Source organism: Ruegeria sp. YKSF070, assembly GCF_059612725.1.
Genome location: NZ_JBXWRD010000009.1, coordinates 24,929 through 42,905, shown reverse-complemented (window position 1 = coordinate 42,905; position 17,977 = coordinate 24,929). Strand labels below are relative to the sequence as shown.

The window sequence follows — 17,977 nt, the reverse complement described above, 5'->3', positions numbered from 1 at the left end:
GAGGCAGAGGGCTTGCTCATCGCGTTCACTCCGCCGCCATCGCGCCCATGCGGCCCGATTTCTGCGCCTTGATGCGATCCTCGATCTCTTCGCGGAAGTTGCGGATCAGGCCCTGGATCGGCCAGGCTGCCGCGTCACCCAGGGCACAGATCGTGTGGCCCTCGACCTGCTTGGTCACGTCCCAGAGCATGTCGATCTCTTCCAGTTCCGCCTCGCCGCGCACCAGACGATCCATCACCCGCATCATCCAGCCGGTGCCTTCGCGGCAGGGCGTGCACTGGCCGCAGCTTTCATGCTTGTAGAACTTGCTGAGGCGCCAGATCGCCTTCACGATATCGGTGGATTTGTCCATAACGATAACCGCTGCGGTCCCCAGGCCCGAGCCCAGTTCGCCGCGCAGGTAATCGAAATCCATGATCGCGTCCTTCATCTTTTCCCCGCGGACACAGGGAACCGAAGAGCCACCCGGGATCACGGCCAGCAGGTTGTCCCAGCCGCCGCGAATGCCGCCGCAATGGGTCTCGATCAGTTCCTGGAACGAGATCGACATCGCCTCTTCGACCACGCAGGGGTTGTTCACATGGCCCGAGATGGCAAACAGCTTGGTGCCAGCGTTGTTCTGGCGGCCAAAGCCTGCAAACCATTCCGGTCCGCGCCGCAGGATCGTGGGCACCACCGCGATGGATTCGACGTTGTTGACCGTGGTCGGGCAGCCATAAAGCCCCGCACCCGCCGGGAACGGCGGCTTCATCCGGGGCATGCCCTTCTTGCCTTCGAGACTTTCGATCAGCGCCGTTTCCTCGCCGCAGATATAGGCGCCGGCACCGTGATGCAGATACAGGTCGAAGTCCCAGCCCGATTTGGCGGCATTCTTGCCCAACAGGCCCGCGTCATAGGCCTCGTCAATCGCGGCCTGCAGCGCCTCGCGCTCGCGGATGTATTCGCCGCGAATGTAGATATAGCAGGCGTTTGCGTTCATCGCGAAACTGGCGATCAGGCAACCCTCGATCAGCGTATGCGGATCGTGACGCATGATCTCGCGGTCCTTGCAGGTGCCCGGCTCGGATTCGTCGGCATTGACCACCAGATAGGACGGGCGGCCATCGCTTTCCTTCGGCATGAAGGACCATTTCAGACCGGTGGGAAAGCCCGCGCCGCCGCGCCCGCGCAGCCCGCTATCCTTCATCTGCTGGATGATCCAGTCCCGCCCCTTGGCGATGATGCCGGCGGTTCCGTCCCAATGGCCGCGTGCCATCGCGCCTTTCAGCGTGCGGTCGTGCATCCCGTAGAGATTGGTAAAGATCCGGTCCTGATCCTTCAGCATGCTTCCTGCCTACCTTTGGCTATCCTGACGCAGGCGCCAGAGTTGAAAAATGTTGATCACCGCATAGATGAAACCGGCAAGTGCTGCGAAATCGATCAGCAGCGCGTACCGGCCCGGCAGCCCAAGCGCCGGACCGATGAACATCGACAGGACAAGCCACAGCACCATGGTCACGACGATGACCAAGGCGATATGGCGGCCCTTGCGGGCAATGACCTGTTCCAGTTTATCGTCCATGTTTCCAGTGCCCGCCACGGATCACGCCGTGGCACTGTTTCCTTCGTATCGCCACGTACCCTTGCGCGCAGCAAGTTCAGCTTCGCCCGGCAAGGCCTTGGAGGGCTGAACCAATTTCATCTCTTCTTCTGCCTCGAGCTCTGCCACGGTCGCGACCGGCTCGGGCTCTGCCATGGCCTCGACCGGCTCGGGCTCTGCCACGACGTCGACCACCTCAGGTTCCGCCATCGGCGCCGGCGCACTCTGGGCGACATCGGCACGAATGTCCTCGCCCAGATTGCCCCGCGCCTCGGCCTGTTGCGCGGCCGCGGACATTCTGCCCCCCAGGTAGCCGCCCGCGGCAAAGGCCACCAGTCCGGCGACAACAGCTGTCATGAAGCTTGTCTGACCGAATACCAGGATCACACCCGCGACCACGAGCCCGCCATAGGCCGCCCGTTTCCAGACACGCGCCGTGTCTGCCGATTTGTCCGTTGAGGTCGTCATGATATGGTCTCCCTGTTGTCAGTTATTCGTCGTAAATTCCGTCCTTCTTCGCCCGTTTGGCAAATTCCGTTTCCTCGCCCGCCGCCAGTTGGCGGGCCTGATCGATCCAGCCGTCCCGTTCGATCCGGCCCTTGAACTTCAGCCGCGCATCGACCCAGGCAACCTGAGCCGGGGTCCAGGCGGCAATCTGGTCGAAATGATAGAATCCCAGCTCGTTGAGCAGACCTTCGAGCTTGGGCCCCACGCCCTTGAGCAGCTTGAGGTCGTCGGCCCCACCTTCGCGTGCCGCGCTCAGGGTCAGCGGCTGTTCCTCGCCCGCCTCATCGGCCGTGGTATCGGCACCCTCGGCCTCATAGCGCCATGTGCCCTTGCGGCTGGCCAGATCCTCCTGCCCCGGCAGTGCGGTCGAGGGTTTCACGACCGGCTCCGCTTTGGGCTTGGGCGCGGGTTCCGCCTCGGCCTTGGGGGTCTGCTTGACCGCCGGTTTCGGCGCGGCGGGTGCGGGCGGCGGGCTGACCTTGCCCGCGCGACTGGCTACCGTGCCGTCCTTGCCGATCCAGGGCGTCAGCAGCGGTACCTCGGTGCCGTCGATCCGCTTGACCGTGTCACCGATATCGGTGGCCAGTTGCACGCTGGCATTATAGCGGGTCTTGCCGCTGTCATAGTCGGTGAGGCTTGTCAGCCCCTTGAGAGGCTCGGACGCGTAACGCCCATTCTGCGGACCCGGAACCGGCACCTTGCCAGCGGCCAGCTCGTCCAGAAGCTCGCCGAACCGCTTGGCGGTCAGATCCTCGTAATAATCCTTACCGATCTGCGCCATGGGCGCATTGGTGCAGGAACCGAGACATTCCACCTCTTCCCAGCTGAACTTGCCATCGGCGGAAAGGGTATGCGGTTTGTCGGCGATCTTTTCCTTGCAGACCGCGATCAGGTCCTCGGCGCCGCAGATCATGCAGGAGGTGGTGCCGCAAATCTGGATATGTGCCACGGTTCCAACCGGTTGCAGCTGGAACATGAAGTAGAACGAGGCCACTTCCAGAACCCGGATATAGGCCATGCCCAGCATGTCGGCGACGGCTTCGATGGCGGGCCGGGTCAGCCAGCCCTCCTGCTCTTGCGCGCGCCAGAGCAGCGGAATAACCGCGCTGGCCTGGCGGCCTTCGGGAAACTTGGTAACCTGCGCCTCGGCCCAGGCCTGATTGGCGGGCGTAAAGGCAAAACTGTCGGGCTGTTCGGGATACAGACGGCGTAGCATTGTGTTCTTGTCCTTCTAATTCCCGTTACGCGGCACAGGGCCCGGTGTTGATCCGGATGGAGTTACCATCCCCCACCCGTTCCGCCTTGCCTCTCGACAGATAATTCGCGGTGATCGCCAGCGTCTGCTCGCGGCTCAGACCGGCCTGAAAATCGACCGCGCCATATTGGCGTTCGTCCCGCAGCACGCAGCCGACGCTCGCCACAGCGTCCAGATAATCGTCGCGCATCTCGCCGGTGATCACGCCCGTGCTGCCCTCGCCCGTGGGCGCCACGTCACAGGCGGCCAGCGCAGCCAGCACCCCCATTCCGATCAAAGTGGATCGCATCGGGCTCATCTGTCGATCTCCCCGAACACAACGTCCATCGTGCCGATGATGGCGGCGACGTCAGCCAGCTGGTGGCCCTTGGCGACATGGTCCATCGCCTGAAGATGCAGATAGCCCGGTGCCCGGATCTTGGAGCGATAGGGTTTGTTGGTGCCATCGGCCACCAGATAGACGCCAAACTCGCCCTTGGGCGCCTCGACGGCGGCATAGACCTCGCCTGCGGGCACGTGGAACCCTTCGGTGTAAAGCTTGAAGTGATGGATCAGGCTTTCCATCGAGGTCTTCATGTCACCGCGTTTCGGCGGCGTCAGCTTGCCCCGCGCCAGCACGTCGCCGGGGCAGTCGCGCAGCTTGGCAATGGCCTGTCGGATGATCGAGATCGACTGGCGCATCTCTTCCATCCGGCAGAGGTAACGGTCGTAACAGTCGCCGTTCTTGCCCACCGGCACCTGGAATTCGAATTCGTCATAGCATTCATAGGGTTGTGCACGGCGCAAATCCCAGGCCAGGCCCGAGCCGCGCACCATCACGCCCGAGAATCCGTATTGCAGGATCTCTTCCTCGTTCACCACGCCGATATCACAGTTGCGCTGCTTGAAGATACGGTTCTCGGTCAACAGCCCGTCAATATCGTCGAGCACCTTGGGGAAGGTATGGCTCCACGCCTCGATATCGTCCAACAGCGCATCGGGCAGGTCCTGATGCACGCCGCCGGGCCGGAAATAGGCCGCGTGCAGGCGGGCGCCACAGGCCCGCTCGTAAAAGATCATCAGTTTTTCACGCTCTTCGAACCCCCAGAGCGGCGGCGTCAGCGCGCCCACGTCCATCGCCTGGGTGGTCACGTTCAACAGGTGGTTCAGGATACGGCCGATCTCGGAATACAGCACCCGGATCAGGCTGGCGCGACGCGGCACCTCGACACCCGTCAGCTTTTCAATGGCAAGACACCAGGCATGTTCCTGGTTCATCGGCGCCACATAGTCGAGCCGGTCGAAATAGGGCAGGTTTTGCAGGTAGGTGCGGCTTTCCATCAGCTTTTCGGTGCCGCGATGCAAAAGGCCGATATGCGGATCGCAACGTTCGACGATCTCGCCGTCCAGTTCCAGCACCATCCGCAGCACGCCATGCGCCGCCGGGTGCTGGGGGCCGAAGTTGATGTTGAAGTTGCGGATCTTCTGCTCGCCTGTCAGCGCGTCCTCGAAGCCCTTGCCGCCATCCATCATCTGTCTCTCCTGTCCGGGCGCCCTGCCCGGCTTGTCGTGTCGTACCGGCCCCATCGGGCGCGGCCCATGCGGGCGTCAGCGACGCGCCCGCGAATTCCGTTTTGCCGTGGCCCGCACGCGGGCCCGTTCTGCCTGCGCCGCCTTGGCCGCAGCACCCGCCAGGGCCAGTCCCAGCGCCGCCAGCGCGGCCAGTTCCCCCAGGATCGTCAGCATGTCAGCGGCGCTCCATCTCTTGCAGCTTCATGGCCATGATCCAAAGCAGCACGATGACCACCGGTGAGATCACGCAGGCAAAGGCCCAGTTCCGGTTGATCCCGAAATGCGGCAGCAGCTTGATCATCGGGATGATCGTCGCGACCGCCAATGCAATCCAGATCAGGAACTCCATGGCTTAGCCCTCTTTCTTCTCGTCTCCCGGAAGGATGTAATCGGCGCCTTCCCACGGGGACATGAAATCGAACTGCCGATATTCCTGCACCAAGCTCACGGGTTCATAGACAACCCGCTTTTCCGCCTCGTCATAGCGGACCTCGGTATAGCCGGTGGTTGGGAAATCCTTGCGCAGCGGATAGCCCCGGAACCCGTAATCCGTCAGGATGCGACGCAGGTCCGGGTGGCCGGTGAACAGGATGCCGAACATGTCGAACACCTCGCGCTCGAACCAGTTGGCCGAGGGATGCACACCGGTGATCGAAGGCACCATATCCTCTTCGCGGATCGAGACCCGCAGGCGGATGCGCTGGTTCTGGTACATGCTGAGGAAGTGATAGACCACGTCGAAACGCTTGGCCCGTTCGGGATAGTCCACGGCGGTGATATCGACCAGCGTCGAGAAGCGGCAGCTGCTGTCCGAGCGCAGGAAATCCACGAAATCGACCAGGTTCGACGGCGCCACATCCACATTCAGCTCGCCAAAGGTCACATCCCAGGACAGGATGCAGTCGGCGCGTTTCAGCTCCAGATGGGTGCCCAGTTCTCTGAGTGCGTCGCTCATTTCGCTCTCTCCTCAGCGCACGATTGTGCCGGTGCGGCGGATCTTGCGTTGCAGTTGCAACAGACCATACAGCAGCGCCTCGGCGGTCGGCGGACAACCCGGTACGTAGATATCCACCGGCACGATCCGGTCGCAGCCACGCACCACGGAATAGCTGTAGTGGTAATAACCGCCGCCATTCGCGCAGGAGCCCATCGAGATCACGTAGCGCGGCTCGGGCATCTGGTCATAGACCTTGCGCAGCGCGGGCGCCATCTTGTTGGTCAGCGTGCCGGCCACGATCATTACGTCCGACTGGCGCGGCGACGCACGCGGCGCGATGCCGAACCGTTCGGCGTCATAGCGCGGCATCGAGGTATGCATCATCTCGACCGCACAGCAGGCCAGACCGAATGTCATCCAGTGCAGCGACCCGGTGCGCGCCCAATTGATGATGTCCTCGGTCGAGGTCAGCAGGAAACCCTTGTCCTGCAACTCGGCGTTCAGGGCCTGGGTGGCGACTTCCTTGTCGACGCCCGCGGTGTTGGCACCCGTCATCACTGCCATTCCAGCGCCCCTTTCTTCCATTCATAGGCAAAGCCGATGGTCAGCACGCCCAAGAACACCATCATCGACCAGAAGCCCACATCGCTCATGTCCTTGAAGCCGACGGCCCAGGGAAACAGGAAAGCGATCTCGAGGTCGAAAATGATGAACAGGATCGACACCAGATAGAACCGGACATCGAATTTCATCCGCGCGTCATCGAATGCGTTGAAGCCGCATTCATAGGCGCTGACCTTTTCGGGATCGGGATTGCGGACCGCCAGCACGACGGCGGCGAGAATCAGGACAAGTCCAAGGCCAGCGGCGACGGCCAGAAACACCAGGATCGGGAGGTATTCCCGCAACAGCTCTTCCACGAGTGGCTCCTTTCCTGCGCGCCCGGTCGGGGACGCGCCGTCAATTGGCGTGTTGACTGGACCTTCTCTACCCGTGCCCGCTCAGAGGGTCAACTGAACGAACGCGTCCTGCCGCGCATATTTCGACGCAGCAGGTATCGGTTTTCAGGCATATTTTCGGTCAGGCACTGGTGATCGACAGGAGATCAAACCTAAGTGTTCCATGCAGGTTTGCGCTTGTCGAAAAAGGCGCCGATTCCCTCGCGGGCCTCGTCGGTCTCCCAGCGGTCGACCAGCGCACGGATGGTGCGGTCGATGACGGCATCGTCGACGCGCGGTCCCAGATCGCGGATCAGCGCCTTGGCCGAGGCGACGGCGCCGGGGGCGCAGGCCAGATAAGGCGTGACCTCGGCCTCGATCGCGGCGGCAAGATTTTCGGCAGGCACCGCGCGGGCGAGCAGACCCAGTTCCACCGCTTCGGCGGCCCCGAACAGGCGCCCCGACATGAAGACGCGGCGCGCGCGCGCCTCGCCCATGCGGGCGATGACATAAGGGCCGATGGTGGCGGGGATGATGCCCAGCCGGGTCTCGGTCAGGCCCATCTTTAGCGTGTCGACCCCGATGGCGATATCGCAGACGCTGGCCATGCCGACGCCGCCGCCAAAGGCATTGCCCTGCACCGCGCCGATCAGCGGCTTGGGCAGGCTGTTGAGCGACTGCAGCATCTCGGCCAGCTTGCGCGCCTCGACAAACCGGGTTTCGGCATCGGCGGCCATCTGCGCCTGCATCCAGCCCAGGTCGCCACCGGCGCAGAAGCTTTTGCCGGCGCCGGTCAGCACCACGACTCGCACCGCGTCGTCAGTGGCCAGCCGGGCGGCGGCAGCGCTGAGATCGGCCAGCATCTGCGCCGACATGGCATTGTGTTTCTCCGCCCGGTCGAGCGTCAGGGTGGCAACCCCGCGCGCATCCGTATCGATGGTGATGGTTTCGTACATGACCTCTCCTTCAGAACCGTTTTCCGGCACGGAAAACGGGCCGGAATTCTTGCAGAATTCCGGGTCTCACCCGGTGCGCATGGCGCGTGCCATCTCTGCCGCTTCGGCGATCACATCCATGTCGAGCCCGGTCTGGTAGCCCAGCCGCTCCAGATGCGCCGCGACCGCCTCGGTCGCCACATTGCCCGCCGCGCCCGGCGCATAGGGGCAGCCGCCCAAGCCGCCCACTGCAGCATCGAAAACCCGCACGCCCAGCGCCAGCGAGGCGTCGATATTGGCCAGCGCCCGTCCCGCCGTGTCGTGGTAATGCCCTGCCAGCCGCGAGACCGGCACCCGCTCGCGCACCGCCAGCAGCATGCGCGCGATCTTGTCCGGGGTCGCCTGCCCGATCGTGTCGCCCAGCGAGATCTCGTAACAACCCAACGCGAACAGCCGGTCGGCCACCTCGGCCACCTTCTCGGGCGCCACCGCGCCATCATAGGGGCAGTCGGTCACGCAGGACACATAGCCCCGCACCGGCAGGTCGATATGGCGCGCGGCCTCGAGAATCGGTTCGAACCGTGCGATGCTCTCTTCGATGGTGGCGTTGATATTGGCCTTGGAAAAGCCCTCGGATGCCGAGGCAAAGACCGCAATCTCGTCTGCACGCGCCGCCAGCGCATCTTCATATCCGCGCATGTTCGGGGTCAGCGCCGCATAGCGCACCCCCTCGGCGCGGGCGATCCCGGCCAGCACCTCGGCAGACCCGGCCATCTGCGGCACCCATTTGGGCGAGACGAAGCTGGCCACTTCGATCCGGCGGAACCCGGCCCGGCTGAGGCAATCGACCAGCGCCACCTTCTCGGCCACCGGAATCTCGCGTTTCTCGTTCTGAAGCCCGTCGCGCGGCCCCATCTCGAAGATTTCGACCCAATCGCCCATCGCCGCACTCCTGTCCCGTTGCGCTCAGTTCACCTGCCCCACCGCCGCATGTCCGCGGCGGCGCGTCAAGCCTCTTCCTCTTCCAGACGCACCAGCGCGGCACCGGCCTCGACCTGGGCGCCGGCCTCGGCCAAAACCTCGGCCACCACCCCGTCGCGGGCGGCCAGCAGCGAATGTTCCATCTTCATCGCCTCCAGGATGGCGAGGCGGTCACCCTCCTTCACCGACTGACCGGCGCTGGCAAAGACCGCCTTGACCAGGCCCGGCATCGGCGCCAGCACCACGTTTGTATCACCACCGGCACTGCTGTCGCGCTCTAGCGGGTCGATGATGTCGAAGGGCAGGCCATAGCCGTCGAACACGGTGGCCACGCCCCCCGCGACCGACACATCGGGCATCGCCCGCCCGCCGATGCGCCAGCGCCCGTCGCGCCGTTCGGCCACCACCTGATCCGCGCCGATCTGCCAAAGCTGGCGGTCACGTCCCTCGACCTGCACATCGGCGGCAAGCTCCTCACCCTGCCAGCCAAGCGTGATTGCCCGGTGCAGCGGCGCCCAGAGGGTAAAGCCCTGCTCGGCCTGATCCCCGGCCAGTCCCAGCACCGCCATGGCGGCGGCGGCCACATGGCGCGGCTCGGGCGCGGGGGCCGCGACCAGCGCGTCGATATCGCGCCCGATCAGGCCCGTATCCACATCGCCAGCGGCAAAGCCCGCATGCCGGGTCAGCGCACCAAGAAAGGCCAGGTTGGTGACGGTGCCGCCCACCTGCGTCCCCGCCAGCGCCCGGTCCAGCCGTGACAGCGCCACCGCGCGGGTGGGCCCGTGCACGATCACCTTCGAGATCATCGGATCGTACCAGGGGCTGATGGTGTCGCCCGCGCGCACGCCGCTATCGGCGCGGCAGCCCTCGGGAAAGGCCAGATGGCTGAGCGTGCCGGTGGCGGGCAGAAACCCCTTGGGCACATCCTCGGCATAAAGCCGCGCCTCGAAGGCGTGGCCGGTGATGGACAGTTCCTCCTGCCGGGCGGGCAGGCTCTCACCCGCAGCGACACGCAGCTGCCATTCCACCAGATCGACGCCGGTGATCGCCTCGGTCACCGGATGTTCGACCTGCAGGCGGGTGTTCATCTCCATGAACCAGAACCGGTCGGCGCGCAGCCCGTCGGAGGCGTCGACGATGAACTCGACCGTCCCCGCGCCCTTGTAACCGATGGCCTCGGCGGCGCGCACGCCCGCCTGCCCCATCGCGGCGCGCATGTCCTCGGTCATGCCGGGCGCGGGCGCCTCCTCGATCACCTTCTGGTGGCGGCGTTGCAGCGAGCAGTCGCGTTCGAACAGATGCACCGCATGGGTGCCGTCGCCGAATACCTGCACCTCGATATGGCGCGGCTTGGACACGAATTTCTCGACCAGCACCGCGTCATTGCCAAAGGCGGTTCTGGCCTCGCCCCGGGCGCTGTCGAGCGCGGCGGCGAAATCCTGCGGACGCTCGACCAGGCGCATGCCCTTGCCGCCGCCGCCCGCGACCGCCTTGATCAGCACCGGATAGCCGATGGTATCGGCGGCGCCCGCCAGATGCTCGGGGTCCTGGTTGTCGCCGTGATAGCCGGGCACCACGGGCACGCCCGCCTCGTGCATCAGCGCCTTGGCGGCGTCCTTGAGGCCCATCGCCCGGATCGCGCTGGCCGAGGGACCGATGAAGGTAAGCCCCGCCGCCTCCACCGCGTCCACGAAATCGGGATTTTCTGACAGGAAGCCATAGCCGGGATGAATGGCCTGCGCACCGGTTTCCAGCGCGGCAGCGATGATCACATCGCCCTTGAGGTAACTGTCGGCGGGGGCCGGGCCGCCGATATGCACCGCCTCGTCGGCCATCGCCACATGTTTGGCGCCGGCATCGGCATCGGAATAGACCGCGACACAGGCGACGCCCATGCGCTGCGCGGTTTCCATCACGCGGCAGGCGATCTCGCCGCGATTGGCAATCAGGATCTTGTCGAACATGGGGTCGGTCCTTTTGACTCAAGGGTCGGTTCGGGGGCGATGTCCGTCGCCATTGGGATCGACCCAATGGTGCGGCTACTGCGCCCCCGGAATATTTCCTGCGAAACGAGGATCACATCCGGAACACGCCGAACCGCGTGTCCTCGATTGGGGCATTCAGCGCAGCGCTGAGCGACAGCGCCAGCACATCGCGGGATTTGCGCGGGTCGATGATGCCGTCATCCCAAAGCCGGGCACTGGCATAGAGCGGATGCGACTGGCGCTCGAACATTTCCAGCGTCGGGCGCTTGAATTCAGCCTCTTCCTCGGCCGACCAGCTGCCGCCCTGCCGTTCGATCCCGTCGCGCTTGACGGTGGCGAGCACACCTGCCGCCTGCTCGCCGCCCATCACCGAAATGCGGCTGTTCGGCCAGGTCCACAGGAAGCGGGGCTGATAGGCCCGCCCCGCCATGCCATAGTTGCCCGCCCCGAACGAGCCGCCCACCAGCATGGTGATCTTGGGCACGCTGGTGGTGGCGACCGCCGTCACCATCTTGGCGCCGTGGCGCGCGATGCCTTCGTTTTCGTATTTGCGGCCCACCATGAAACCGGTGATGTTTTGCAGGAATACCAGCGGGATCTTGCGCTGGCTGCACAGTTCCACGAAATGCGCGGCCTTCTGCGCCGCCTCGCTGAAGATCACACCATTATTGGCGATGATACCGATCGGGCAGCCCTTGAGATGGGCAAAACCGCAGACAATGGTCTCGCCAAAGCGCGGCTTGAACTCGTCAAAACGCGAACCGTCGACCAGCCGCGCGATCACCTCTCGGATGTCATAGGGGGTTTTCAGATCGGCGGGCACCACGCCCAGGATCTCCTCGGGGTCATAAGCCGGTTCCTCGGGGCTGGCCCAGTCCACCGTCAGCGGCTTGCGGCGGTTGAGCGAGCGCACGGCGCGGCGCGCCAGCGCCAGCGCATGGGCGTCATCCTCAGCCAGGTAATCGGCCACGCCCGACAGGCGGGTGTGCACATCACCGCCGCCCAGATCCTCGGCGCTGACCACCTCGCCGGTGGCGGCCTTGACCAGTGGCGGACCGGCCAGAAAGATGGTGCCCTGTTCCTTGACGATGATGGTGACGTCGGACATCGCCGGAACATAAGCGCCACCTGCGGTGCACGATCCCATCACCACCGCAATCTGCGGGATGCCCTTGGCGCTCATCCTCGCCTGATTATAGAAGATGCGGCCAAAGTGGTCGCGGTCCGGGAACACCTCGTCCTGGTTGGGCAGGTTGGCGCCGCCACTGTCCACCAGATAGATGCAGGGCAGGTTGTTTTCCTCGGCGATCTCCTGCGCGCGCAGGTGTTTCTTGACCGTCATCGGGTAATAGGTGCCGCCCTTTACCGTGGCGTCGTTGCAGACGACCATGACCTCCTGCCCCTCGACCCGGCCAATGCCCGCGACGACACCGGCGGCAGGGGCCGCGTTGTCATACATGTCATGGGCGGCGGTGGCGCCGATTTCGAGGAAGGGCGAGCCTGCGTCGAGCAGGTTGGCCACCCGGCGGCGCGGCAGCATCTTGCCCCGGCTTTCGTGGCGGGCCCGCGATTTCTCGCCGCCACCCAGGCGCGCGGCCTCGGCCGCCGCCCCGATCTGCGCCAGCGCCTGCAGATGCGCGGCGCGGTTCGCCTTGAAGCCCTCGGAGGCGGGCATGGCCTTGGATGTGAGTTTCATGGATTGGCCTCCAGTTCTGCCGCTGCGCGGCGCTTCAATTCCTTGCGGATCACTTTGCCTGTCACCGTCATCGGCAGCGCCTCCAGAAACGCCACCTCGCGCGGGTATGAATATTGGGCAAGCCGGTCCTTGACCCAGGCTTGCAGCTCTTCTGCGCTGGCCCGGGCGCCCGGTTTCAGCACCACATAGGCCTTGACGATCTCGGTTCTGAGCGGGTCGGGCTTCCCCACCACGCCCACCGTCGCGACGCCCGGATGGGTCAGCAGACAATCCTCGATCTCTGCCGGGCCGATGCGGTAGCCGGCCGAGGTGATCACGTCATCCTCGCGCCCGACAAAGCGCAGGTAGTCGCCCTCCCACACGCCGCGGTCGCCGGTGATCAGCCAATCGCCGCGGAACTTTTCGGCGGTGGCCGCCGGGTTACGCCAGTATTCCAGCAGCATCGAGGCCGAGCCGCGCCGCACGGCGACATCACCCTCGCCCTTTGTGGGCTGGCCCGTGTCGTCGATCACCGCAACCTCGTGCCCCGGCACCGGCTGGCCGATACAGCCCGGGCGCACCGGGAAATCGGCGGCACAGGAGGACACGGTCATGTTGCATTCGGTCTGGCCGTAAAATTCGTTGATCGTCAGGCCAAAGGCGCCCTCGCCCCAGGCCAACATCTCGGCCCCCAGCGGCTCGCCGCCCGAGGCGACCGAGCGCAGGCCGGGAAGTGCCTGATCCGCCGCTTTCAGCATGCGGAGCGCGGTGGGCGGAAAGAACACGTTCCTGACCCCGCCCCGCGTGATCACATCGGCGCAGGCCCCTGCGCTGAACTTGTCCAGCCGCGCGGCCACCACCGGAATGCCCAGCGCCAGACCCGGCATCAGCACGTCGAACAGACCACCGATCCAGGCCCAGTCGGCAGGCGTCCACAGGCAATCGCCCGGACGCAGGTGGTTGTGGCTGATCGAAACGCCCGGCAAATGGCCGGTCAGCACCCGGTGACCATGCAGCGCGCCCTTGGCCCGGCCCGTGGTGCCCGAAGTATAGATCAGCACCGCCGGATCATCGGGCCTTGTATCGGCCTGCGGCGCCGCTTCGCCGGGCAGCCCGATCTCGGCCGCCATCAACGGGGTCGCCAGATCGCCCAGCAGGGCGGCGCCCTCGGCATCGGTCAGCACCAGACGGGCGCCGGAATCCTCCAGACGGCTGCGCAGCGCGTCCTGCTGGAACAGCTTGAACAGCGGCACCGAAATGGCGCCGATATGCCAGAGCGCCAGATGCGCCGCCGCGCACCAGGGCGATTGGCTGAGCAGCACGCCGACCCGGTCCCCCGGCGCAACGCGCGGCATCAGCGCCCGCGCCAGCCCCTGCACCATCCCGGTCAGATCCCCATGGGTGATGTCGCGCCGCGCGGGCCCGGTCAGGTCGATGATGGCCAGCGCGTCGGCAGGTTGCGACAGGCATTGCCGCGCCATGTTCAGACGCTTGGGCAGGTCCCAGCCGCCATCAGGGCGCAGACCCGGTATGCGCACGGAGAATGTCATAGGACCCGACCCCACAAAATCCCTTCTAAAGAAGGGCTTTGAAACGTGCTTCTCAAATGAACGTAATTGGTTACGGGGTGAAATTCGCCTGTATTTTGATCCAGATCAGGGAATTTGCATATGTCCGTGCTCAAAATTGGAGCGTCACTTAAAACAAAGGTACCCACATGACACGTATCGCTGCTGCCTTGGCGCTTTCCACAGCTCTCGTCACCCTTGCCGGACCACTCGCGGCCCAATCTCAGGGCGATTGGACCGTAGGTGTCGGGGTGGGCTATGTGAACCCCAAATCCAACAACGGCACCCTGGCCGGTGGCGCGGCCACCGTCGACGACAACACCCAGGGGATCTTTACCGTCGAATACTTCATCCGTGACAATCTGGGTATCGAGTTGCTGGCAGCCACGCCCTTCAAGCATGACGTCTCGATCAGCGGTATCGGCTTTGCCGGGACCGTCAAGCACCTTCCGCCCACCCTGTCGCTGAACTATCACTTCCCGACCAATTCGGCGTGGAAGCCCTATCTGGGTATTGGTGTGAACTACACCACCTTCTTCGAGGAAAGCTCGCCACTGGGCACGCTCAAACTGGATGACAGTTTCGGTGTCGCGATCAACGCGGGCCTCGATTATCAGATCAGCGACCGGGGCGCGCTGCGTCTGAACGCACGCTGGATCAACCTCGAAACCGACGCCACCCTGAACGGTGCCGCAATCGGCACGGCCGAGATCGACCCGCTGGTGATCGGCGTCCAGTACGTGCATCGGTTCTGATCCCTCCTCGGCAAGACAGGCGGCCCGCAAGTTCCCTCGGCTTGCGGGCCGTTTGTGTTCTCAGAGCACCGTGTTCATCAGTTCGCGGCCGATCAGCATGCGGCGGATCTCCGAGGTACCGGCGCCGATCTCCATCAGCTTGGCATCGCGGAAGATGCGGCTGACCGCGCTGTCCGACAGGAAGCCCGCGCCGCCCATGGCCTGCACCGCCTGATGCGCCTGCACCATTGCCTGTTCGCTGGCATAGAGACAGCAGGCAGCGGCGTCCTGACGGGTCACGTCGCCCCGGTCACAGGCCTTGGCCACCTCGTAGATATAGGCACGGGCCGAATTCATCGCCGTGTACATGTCGGCGATCTTGCCCTGCATCAACTGGAACGAGCCGATCGGTTTGCCGAACTGCTTGCGCTCGGCCATATAGGGCATGATCTCGTCCAGACAGGCGGCCATGATGCCGGTGCCGATGCCAGCCAGCACCACGCGTTCGTAATCGAGACCCGACATCAGCACGGCAACGCCACGCCCCTCCTGGCCCAGCACGTTTTCAAACGGCACTTCGACATCCTCGAACACCAGCTCGGCGGTGTTCGAGCCGCGCATGCCCATCTTGTCGAAATGCTTGGAGGTCGAGAACCCCTTCATCGACTTTTCGATCAGAAAGGCGGTGATGCCCTTGCTGCCGGCCTCGGGGTCGGTCTTGGCATAGACCACCAGCGTATCGGCGTCTGGGCCGTTGGTGATCCAGTACTTGTTGCCGTTCAGACGGTAGTGGTCGTTGCGCTTTTCGGCGCGCAGCTTCATCGACACCACGTCCGACCCAGCGCCCGCCTCGGACATGGCCAGCGCGCCCACATGCTCGCCCGAGACCAGGCCCGGCAGGTATTTGCGCTTTTGCTCGTCATTGCCGTTCAGCTTGATCTGGTTGACGCAGAGGTTGGAATGCGCGCCGTAGCTGAGGCTGACCGAAGCGCTGGCGCGCGCGATCTCTTCGACCGCCACCACATGCGCCAGATAAGACATGCCGGCGCCGCCGAACTCCTCGGGCACGGTGATACCCAACAGGCCCAGCTCGCCCATCTCGCGCCACAGCTCGTTGGGAAACTCGTTGGTCTGGTCGATCTCGGCGGCCATCGGGCGAACCCGCTCCTGCGCCCAGCGATGCACCATGTCGCGCAGCGCGTTCACGTCCTCGCCCAGATCGAATTGCATGGTAGCTGCGAACATCGCGCTCTCCTCTCCGCATTAATGAACAACTGTTCAATAAAGGCGATACCAGCGTTTTCCTCACCCGTCAACGATTCCTGCATATGAAGCATGACGGCAAAGGCGCCGCCCCTTGCGGAACGGCGCCTTTGCGGCTTTGCGGCGTTTCGCGACGTCAGGACTGGTGGACCGTCCCCACCTCGGCCCGGATGATGCGCGCGATCAGATCGCAATCCTCGAGGCTGAAGGTCAGCGGCACCCGCATGTCGACGATCCCGGCCAGCACCCTATCGCTGGCAGGCATCGGCGCGCTCTCGGCATAGCGCCAGCTGTCATAGCGCGAGGTAAAGCCCACAGGTTCAGGCGTGCCGAACCATTTCAGCTCGACCCCACGGGCAATACAGCGGCGCAGCACCTCCTGCACCTTGTCCGCCGCCCAGTCGAGCAGCAGGAACTGGATGGACGAGCCGACATAAGTCTCGGCCTCGGGCCGCTCGATCACACTCAGGCCGGGTGTGCCGCGCAGCCCCGCCTCGATCCTCTGATAGCGTTCGTTCCAGCGTGCCACCTGCGCATCCAGCGCACGCAACTGCGGCCGCAGGATGGCGGCGCGCAGATTGTCCATCCGGCCCGAGATATTGGGGGTGTGGTACTTGATGCGCTCGAACACCTCGGGCCCCGGCGCCGCCAGATGGCGCTCGTACAACATATAAGAGCCCGAAAGCATCACCGCCCGCGCCGCAATCTCTTCGTCATCAGTGACCAGCAGACCACCCTCGCCCGAGTTCACGTGCTTGTAGGTCTGGCAGGAATAGCAGCCGACCGCGCCCTGCCGGCCCGAAGGCACACCGTTCCACGCCGCGCCCATCGTATGGGCGCAATCCTCGATCACGGTGATCCCGGCCGCGTCGCAGATCTGCATCAGCCGGTCCATGTCGCACAGATGCCCGCGCATGTGGCTCAGCATCAGCACCCGCGCCGCGCCTGCCTTGGCGGCCAGATCGTCAAGGTCGATGGTCAGGCTCTCGGTCACGCCCACAAACACGGGCCGCGCGCCCACCGAGGCGATGGCGCCGGGCACCGGCGCGAGCGTAAAGGCATTGGTCAGCACCGCATCGCCGGGCCCCACCCCCGCAGCGCGCAACGCGGTGGCGAGCGCATAGCCGCCCGAGGCCACCGCCAGGCAATAGCGCGCGCCGGTCTGGGCGGCGAATTCCTGCTCCAGCAGGGCGGTCTCGCCCAACTCGCCCTTGGCTAGATTGTACCGGTGCAACCGGCCATGACGCAGCACCGCCAGTGCCGCCTCGATCGCCTCGTCCGGAATGGGTTCCTGCTGGGTGAAACTACCCGAGAATATCTCTGTCATGGCTGGTATCTGAGGCGGCGCCCGACAGGTGGTCAAGAGCCGAGATGCAGTTTTGCAAAGGCCAAATCGGGTTTTATCCGATCAGCCGGCTCACCACCTGCGGCAGGTCCTCGAACCGGTCCAGCAGTGCCTCGGGTTCCAGCGCCGCCATATCGGCCCCCGAAGGGCCGAAGGTCACAAGGATCGTGGGTACACCTGCGGCGCGCGCAGTGTTGCGGTCGGTATCGCTGTCGCCCACCAGAACGCAGGCCGCCGGATCGCCCCCCGCCGCCCGCGCGGCGGCGCGCAGCGGTTCGGGATCGGGTTTGCGCACCGGCAGCGTATCGGCACCGATCAGCGCCGCAAAGGTCTCGCGCACCCCCAGCCGTTGCAACAGCAGATCGGCCAGCGCCTCGGGTTTGTTGGTGCAGATGCCGACGCCATATCCCCGCCTGCGCAGGTCCTCGACCGCCTCCATCGCGCCGGGATAGAGGAAACTGTGATGGTCGATCGCCGCGCGATAGGCCTCCAGCAGCACCGGGTAATAGCGGTCAACGGTGGCCGCGTCATAGACGCCCGCGCGCTCCAACCCGCGCGTCAGCATCATCCGCCCACCCCGGAGCGCGATACCCGCATCCTGCCCCGGCACCAGCACATCGCCCAGCCCCATGTCGCGAAAACAGTGATTGGCCGCGGCCAGCAGATCACCCGAGGTATCGGCCAGCGTGCCGTCCAGATCGAAGATCACCGTGCGCATACCGCC

General features: G+C 64.8%; 20 protein-coding genes. 1 reads left to right on the top strand and 19 read right to left on the bottom strand.

The annotated features are described in order from the left end of the window. Positions 1-25: 25 nt before the first annotated feature. The 16 genes from nuoF to AC2FL1_RS06880 form a co-directional block, all read right to left on the bottom strand. Complete coding sequence (gene nuoF, locus AC2FL1_RS06955; protein WP_234138972.1) at positions 26-1,324, bottom strand: NADH-quinone oxidoreductase subunit NuoF; 1,299 nt, start codon at positions 1,322-1,324, stop codon at positions 26-28. Between the two features lie 9 nt (positions 1,325-1,333). Continuing rightward, on the bottom strand, positions 1,334-1,561 hold the full coding sequence (locus tag AC2FL1_RS06950) for a DUF5337 domain-containing protein (RefSeq protein WP_496876408.1): 228 nt from the start codon (positions 1,559-1,561) through the stop codon (positions 1,334-1,336). Positions 1,562-1,582: 21 nt separating this feature from the next. Continuing rightward, positions 1,583-2,047, bottom strand: coding sequence for a hypothetical protein (locus tag AC2FL1_RS06945; RefSeq protein WP_496876407.1), 465 nt, complete (start codon positions 2,045-2,047; stop codon positions 1,583-1,585). A 22-nt stretch (positions 2,048-2,069) separates the two neighbouring features. After that, positions 2,070-3,302, bottom strand: a complete 1,233-nt coding sequence (locus AC2FL1_RS06940; RefSeq protein ID WP_496876406.1) for an NADH-quinone oxidoreductase subunit E — start codon at positions 3,300-3,302, stop codon at positions 2,070-2,072. Between the two features lie 25 nt (positions 3,303-3,327). Next, positions 3,328-3,639 carry a hypothetical protein gene (locus tag AC2FL1_RS06935; protein WP_496824528.1) on the bottom strand — a complete coding sequence of 104 codons (312 nt, stop codon included), beginning with the start codon at positions 3,637-3,639 and terminating at the stop codon, positions 3,328-3,330. Continuing rightward, on the bottom strand, positions 3,636-4,850 hold the full coding sequence (locus AC2FL1_RS06930; RefSeq protein WP_234139054.1) for an NADH-quinone oxidoreductase subunit D: 1,215 nt from the start codon (positions 4,848-4,850) through the stop codon (positions 3,636-3,638). The genes AC2FL1_RS06935 and AC2FL1_RS06930 overlap by 4 nt, the downstream gene beginning before the upstream one ends. Before the next feature lie 78 nt (positions 4,851-4,928). Continuing rightward, positions 4,929-5,066, bottom strand: coding sequence for a hypothetical protein (locus AC2FL1_RS06925; RefSeq protein WP_496876405.1), 138 nt, complete (start codon positions 5,064-5,066; stop codon positions 4,929-4,931). A 1-nt stretch (position 5,067) separates the two neighbouring features. Beyond that, positions 5,068-5,241 (bottom strand): hypothetical protein, encoded by a 174-nt coding sequence (locus AC2FL1_RS06920; protein ID WP_496824532.1) that lies wholly within the window; start codon positions 5,239-5,241, stop codon positions 5,068-5,070. A 3-nt stretch (positions 5,242-5,244) separates the two neighbouring features. Continuing rightward, positions 5,245-5,847: an NADH-quinone oxidoreductase subunit C gene (locus AC2FL1_RS06915; RefSeq protein WP_496876404.1), complete on the bottom strand. Its 603-nt coding sequence runs from the start codon at positions 5,845-5,847 to the stop codon at positions 5,245-5,247. 12 nt (positions 5,848-5,859) lie between these two features. After that, complete coding sequence (locus AC2FL1_RS06910) at positions 5,860-6,393, bottom strand: NuoB/complex I 20 kDa subunit family protein (RefSeq protein WP_030003237.1); 534 nt, start codon at positions 6,391-6,393, stop codon at positions 5,860-5,862. Beyond that, on the bottom strand, positions 6,384-6,749 hold the full coding sequence (locus tag AC2FL1_RS06905) for an NADH-quinone oxidoreductase subunit A (RefSeq protein WP_011048485.1): 366 nt from the start codon (positions 6,747-6,749) through the stop codon (positions 6,384-6,386). Before AC2FL1_RS06905 ends, AC2FL1_RS06910 begins: the two co-directional genes overlap by 10 nt. A 191-nt stretch (positions 6,750-6,940) precedes the next feature. Further along, the gene (locus tag AC2FL1_RS06900; protein ID WP_496876403.1) at positions 6,941-7,723 is read right to left on the bottom strand and encodes a crotonase/enoyl-CoA hydratase family protein; all 783 of its coding nucleotides are present in this window, start codon (positions 7,721-7,723) and stop codon (positions 6,941-6,943) included. Positions 7,724-7,789: 66 nt separating this feature from the next. Continuing rightward, positions 7,790-8,644 carry a hydroxymethylglutaryl-CoA lyase gene (locus AC2FL1_RS06895; protein WP_496876402.1) on the bottom strand — a complete coding sequence of 285 codons (855 nt, stop codon included), beginning with the start codon at positions 8,642-8,644 and terminating at the stop codon, positions 7,790-7,792. Between the two features lie 65 nt (positions 8,645-8,709). After that, positions 8,710-10,647: an acetyl/propionyl/methylcrotonyl-CoA carboxylase subunit alpha gene (locus AC2FL1_RS06890; protein ID WP_496876401.1), complete on the bottom strand. Its 1,938-nt coding sequence runs from the start codon at positions 10,645-10,647 to the stop codon at positions 8,710-8,712. Between the two features lie 112 nt (positions 10,648-10,759). Continuing rightward, positions 10,760-12,364, bottom strand: a complete 1,605-nt coding sequence (locus AC2FL1_RS06885; RefSeq protein WP_496876400.1) for a carboxyl transferase domain-containing protein — start codon at positions 12,362-12,364, stop codon at positions 10,760-10,762. Beyond that, complete coding sequence (locus AC2FL1_RS06880; protein ID WP_496876399.1) at positions 12,361-13,893, bottom strand: AMP-binding protein; 1,533 nt, start codon at positions 13,891-13,893, stop codon at positions 12,361-12,363. Before AC2FL1_RS06880 ends, AC2FL1_RS06885 begins: the two co-directional genes overlap by 4 nt. Positions 13,894-14,060: 167 nt before the next feature. Between AC2FL1_RS06880 and AC2FL1_RS06875 the strand changes: the two genes are divergently transcribed. After that, complete coding sequence (locus tag AC2FL1_RS06875) at positions 14,061-14,666, top strand: OmpW/AlkL family protein (protein WP_496876398.1); 606 nt, start codon at positions 14,061-14,063, stop codon at positions 14,664-14,666. Between the two features lie 60 nt (positions 14,667-14,726). On the opposite strand, the gene AC2FL1_RS06870 is transcribed toward AC2FL1_RS06875, so the two are convergent. From AC2FL1_RS06870 to AC2FL1_RS06860, 3 genes are all read right to left on the bottom strand, one after another. Further along, the gene (locus AC2FL1_RS06870; RefSeq protein ID WP_496824544.1) at positions 14,727-15,890 is read right to left on the bottom strand and encodes an isovaleryl-CoA dehydrogenase; all 1,164 of its coding nucleotides are present in this window, start codon (positions 15,888-15,890) and stop codon (positions 14,727-14,729) included. 154 nt (positions 15,891-16,044) lie between these two features. Next, positions 16,045-17,235, bottom strand: a complete 1,191-nt coding sequence (locus AC2FL1_RS06865; protein ID WP_496876397.1) for a DegT/DnrJ/EryC1/StrS family aminotransferase — start codon at positions 17,233-17,235, stop codon at positions 16,045-16,047. A 73-nt stretch (positions 17,236-17,308) separates the two neighbouring features. After that, complete coding sequence (locus AC2FL1_RS06860) at positions 17,309-17,971, bottom strand: HAD-IA family hydrolase (RefSeq protein ID WP_496876396.1); 663 nt, start codon at positions 17,969-17,971, stop codon at positions 17,309-17,311. Positions 17,972-17,977: the final 6 nt, after the last annotated feature.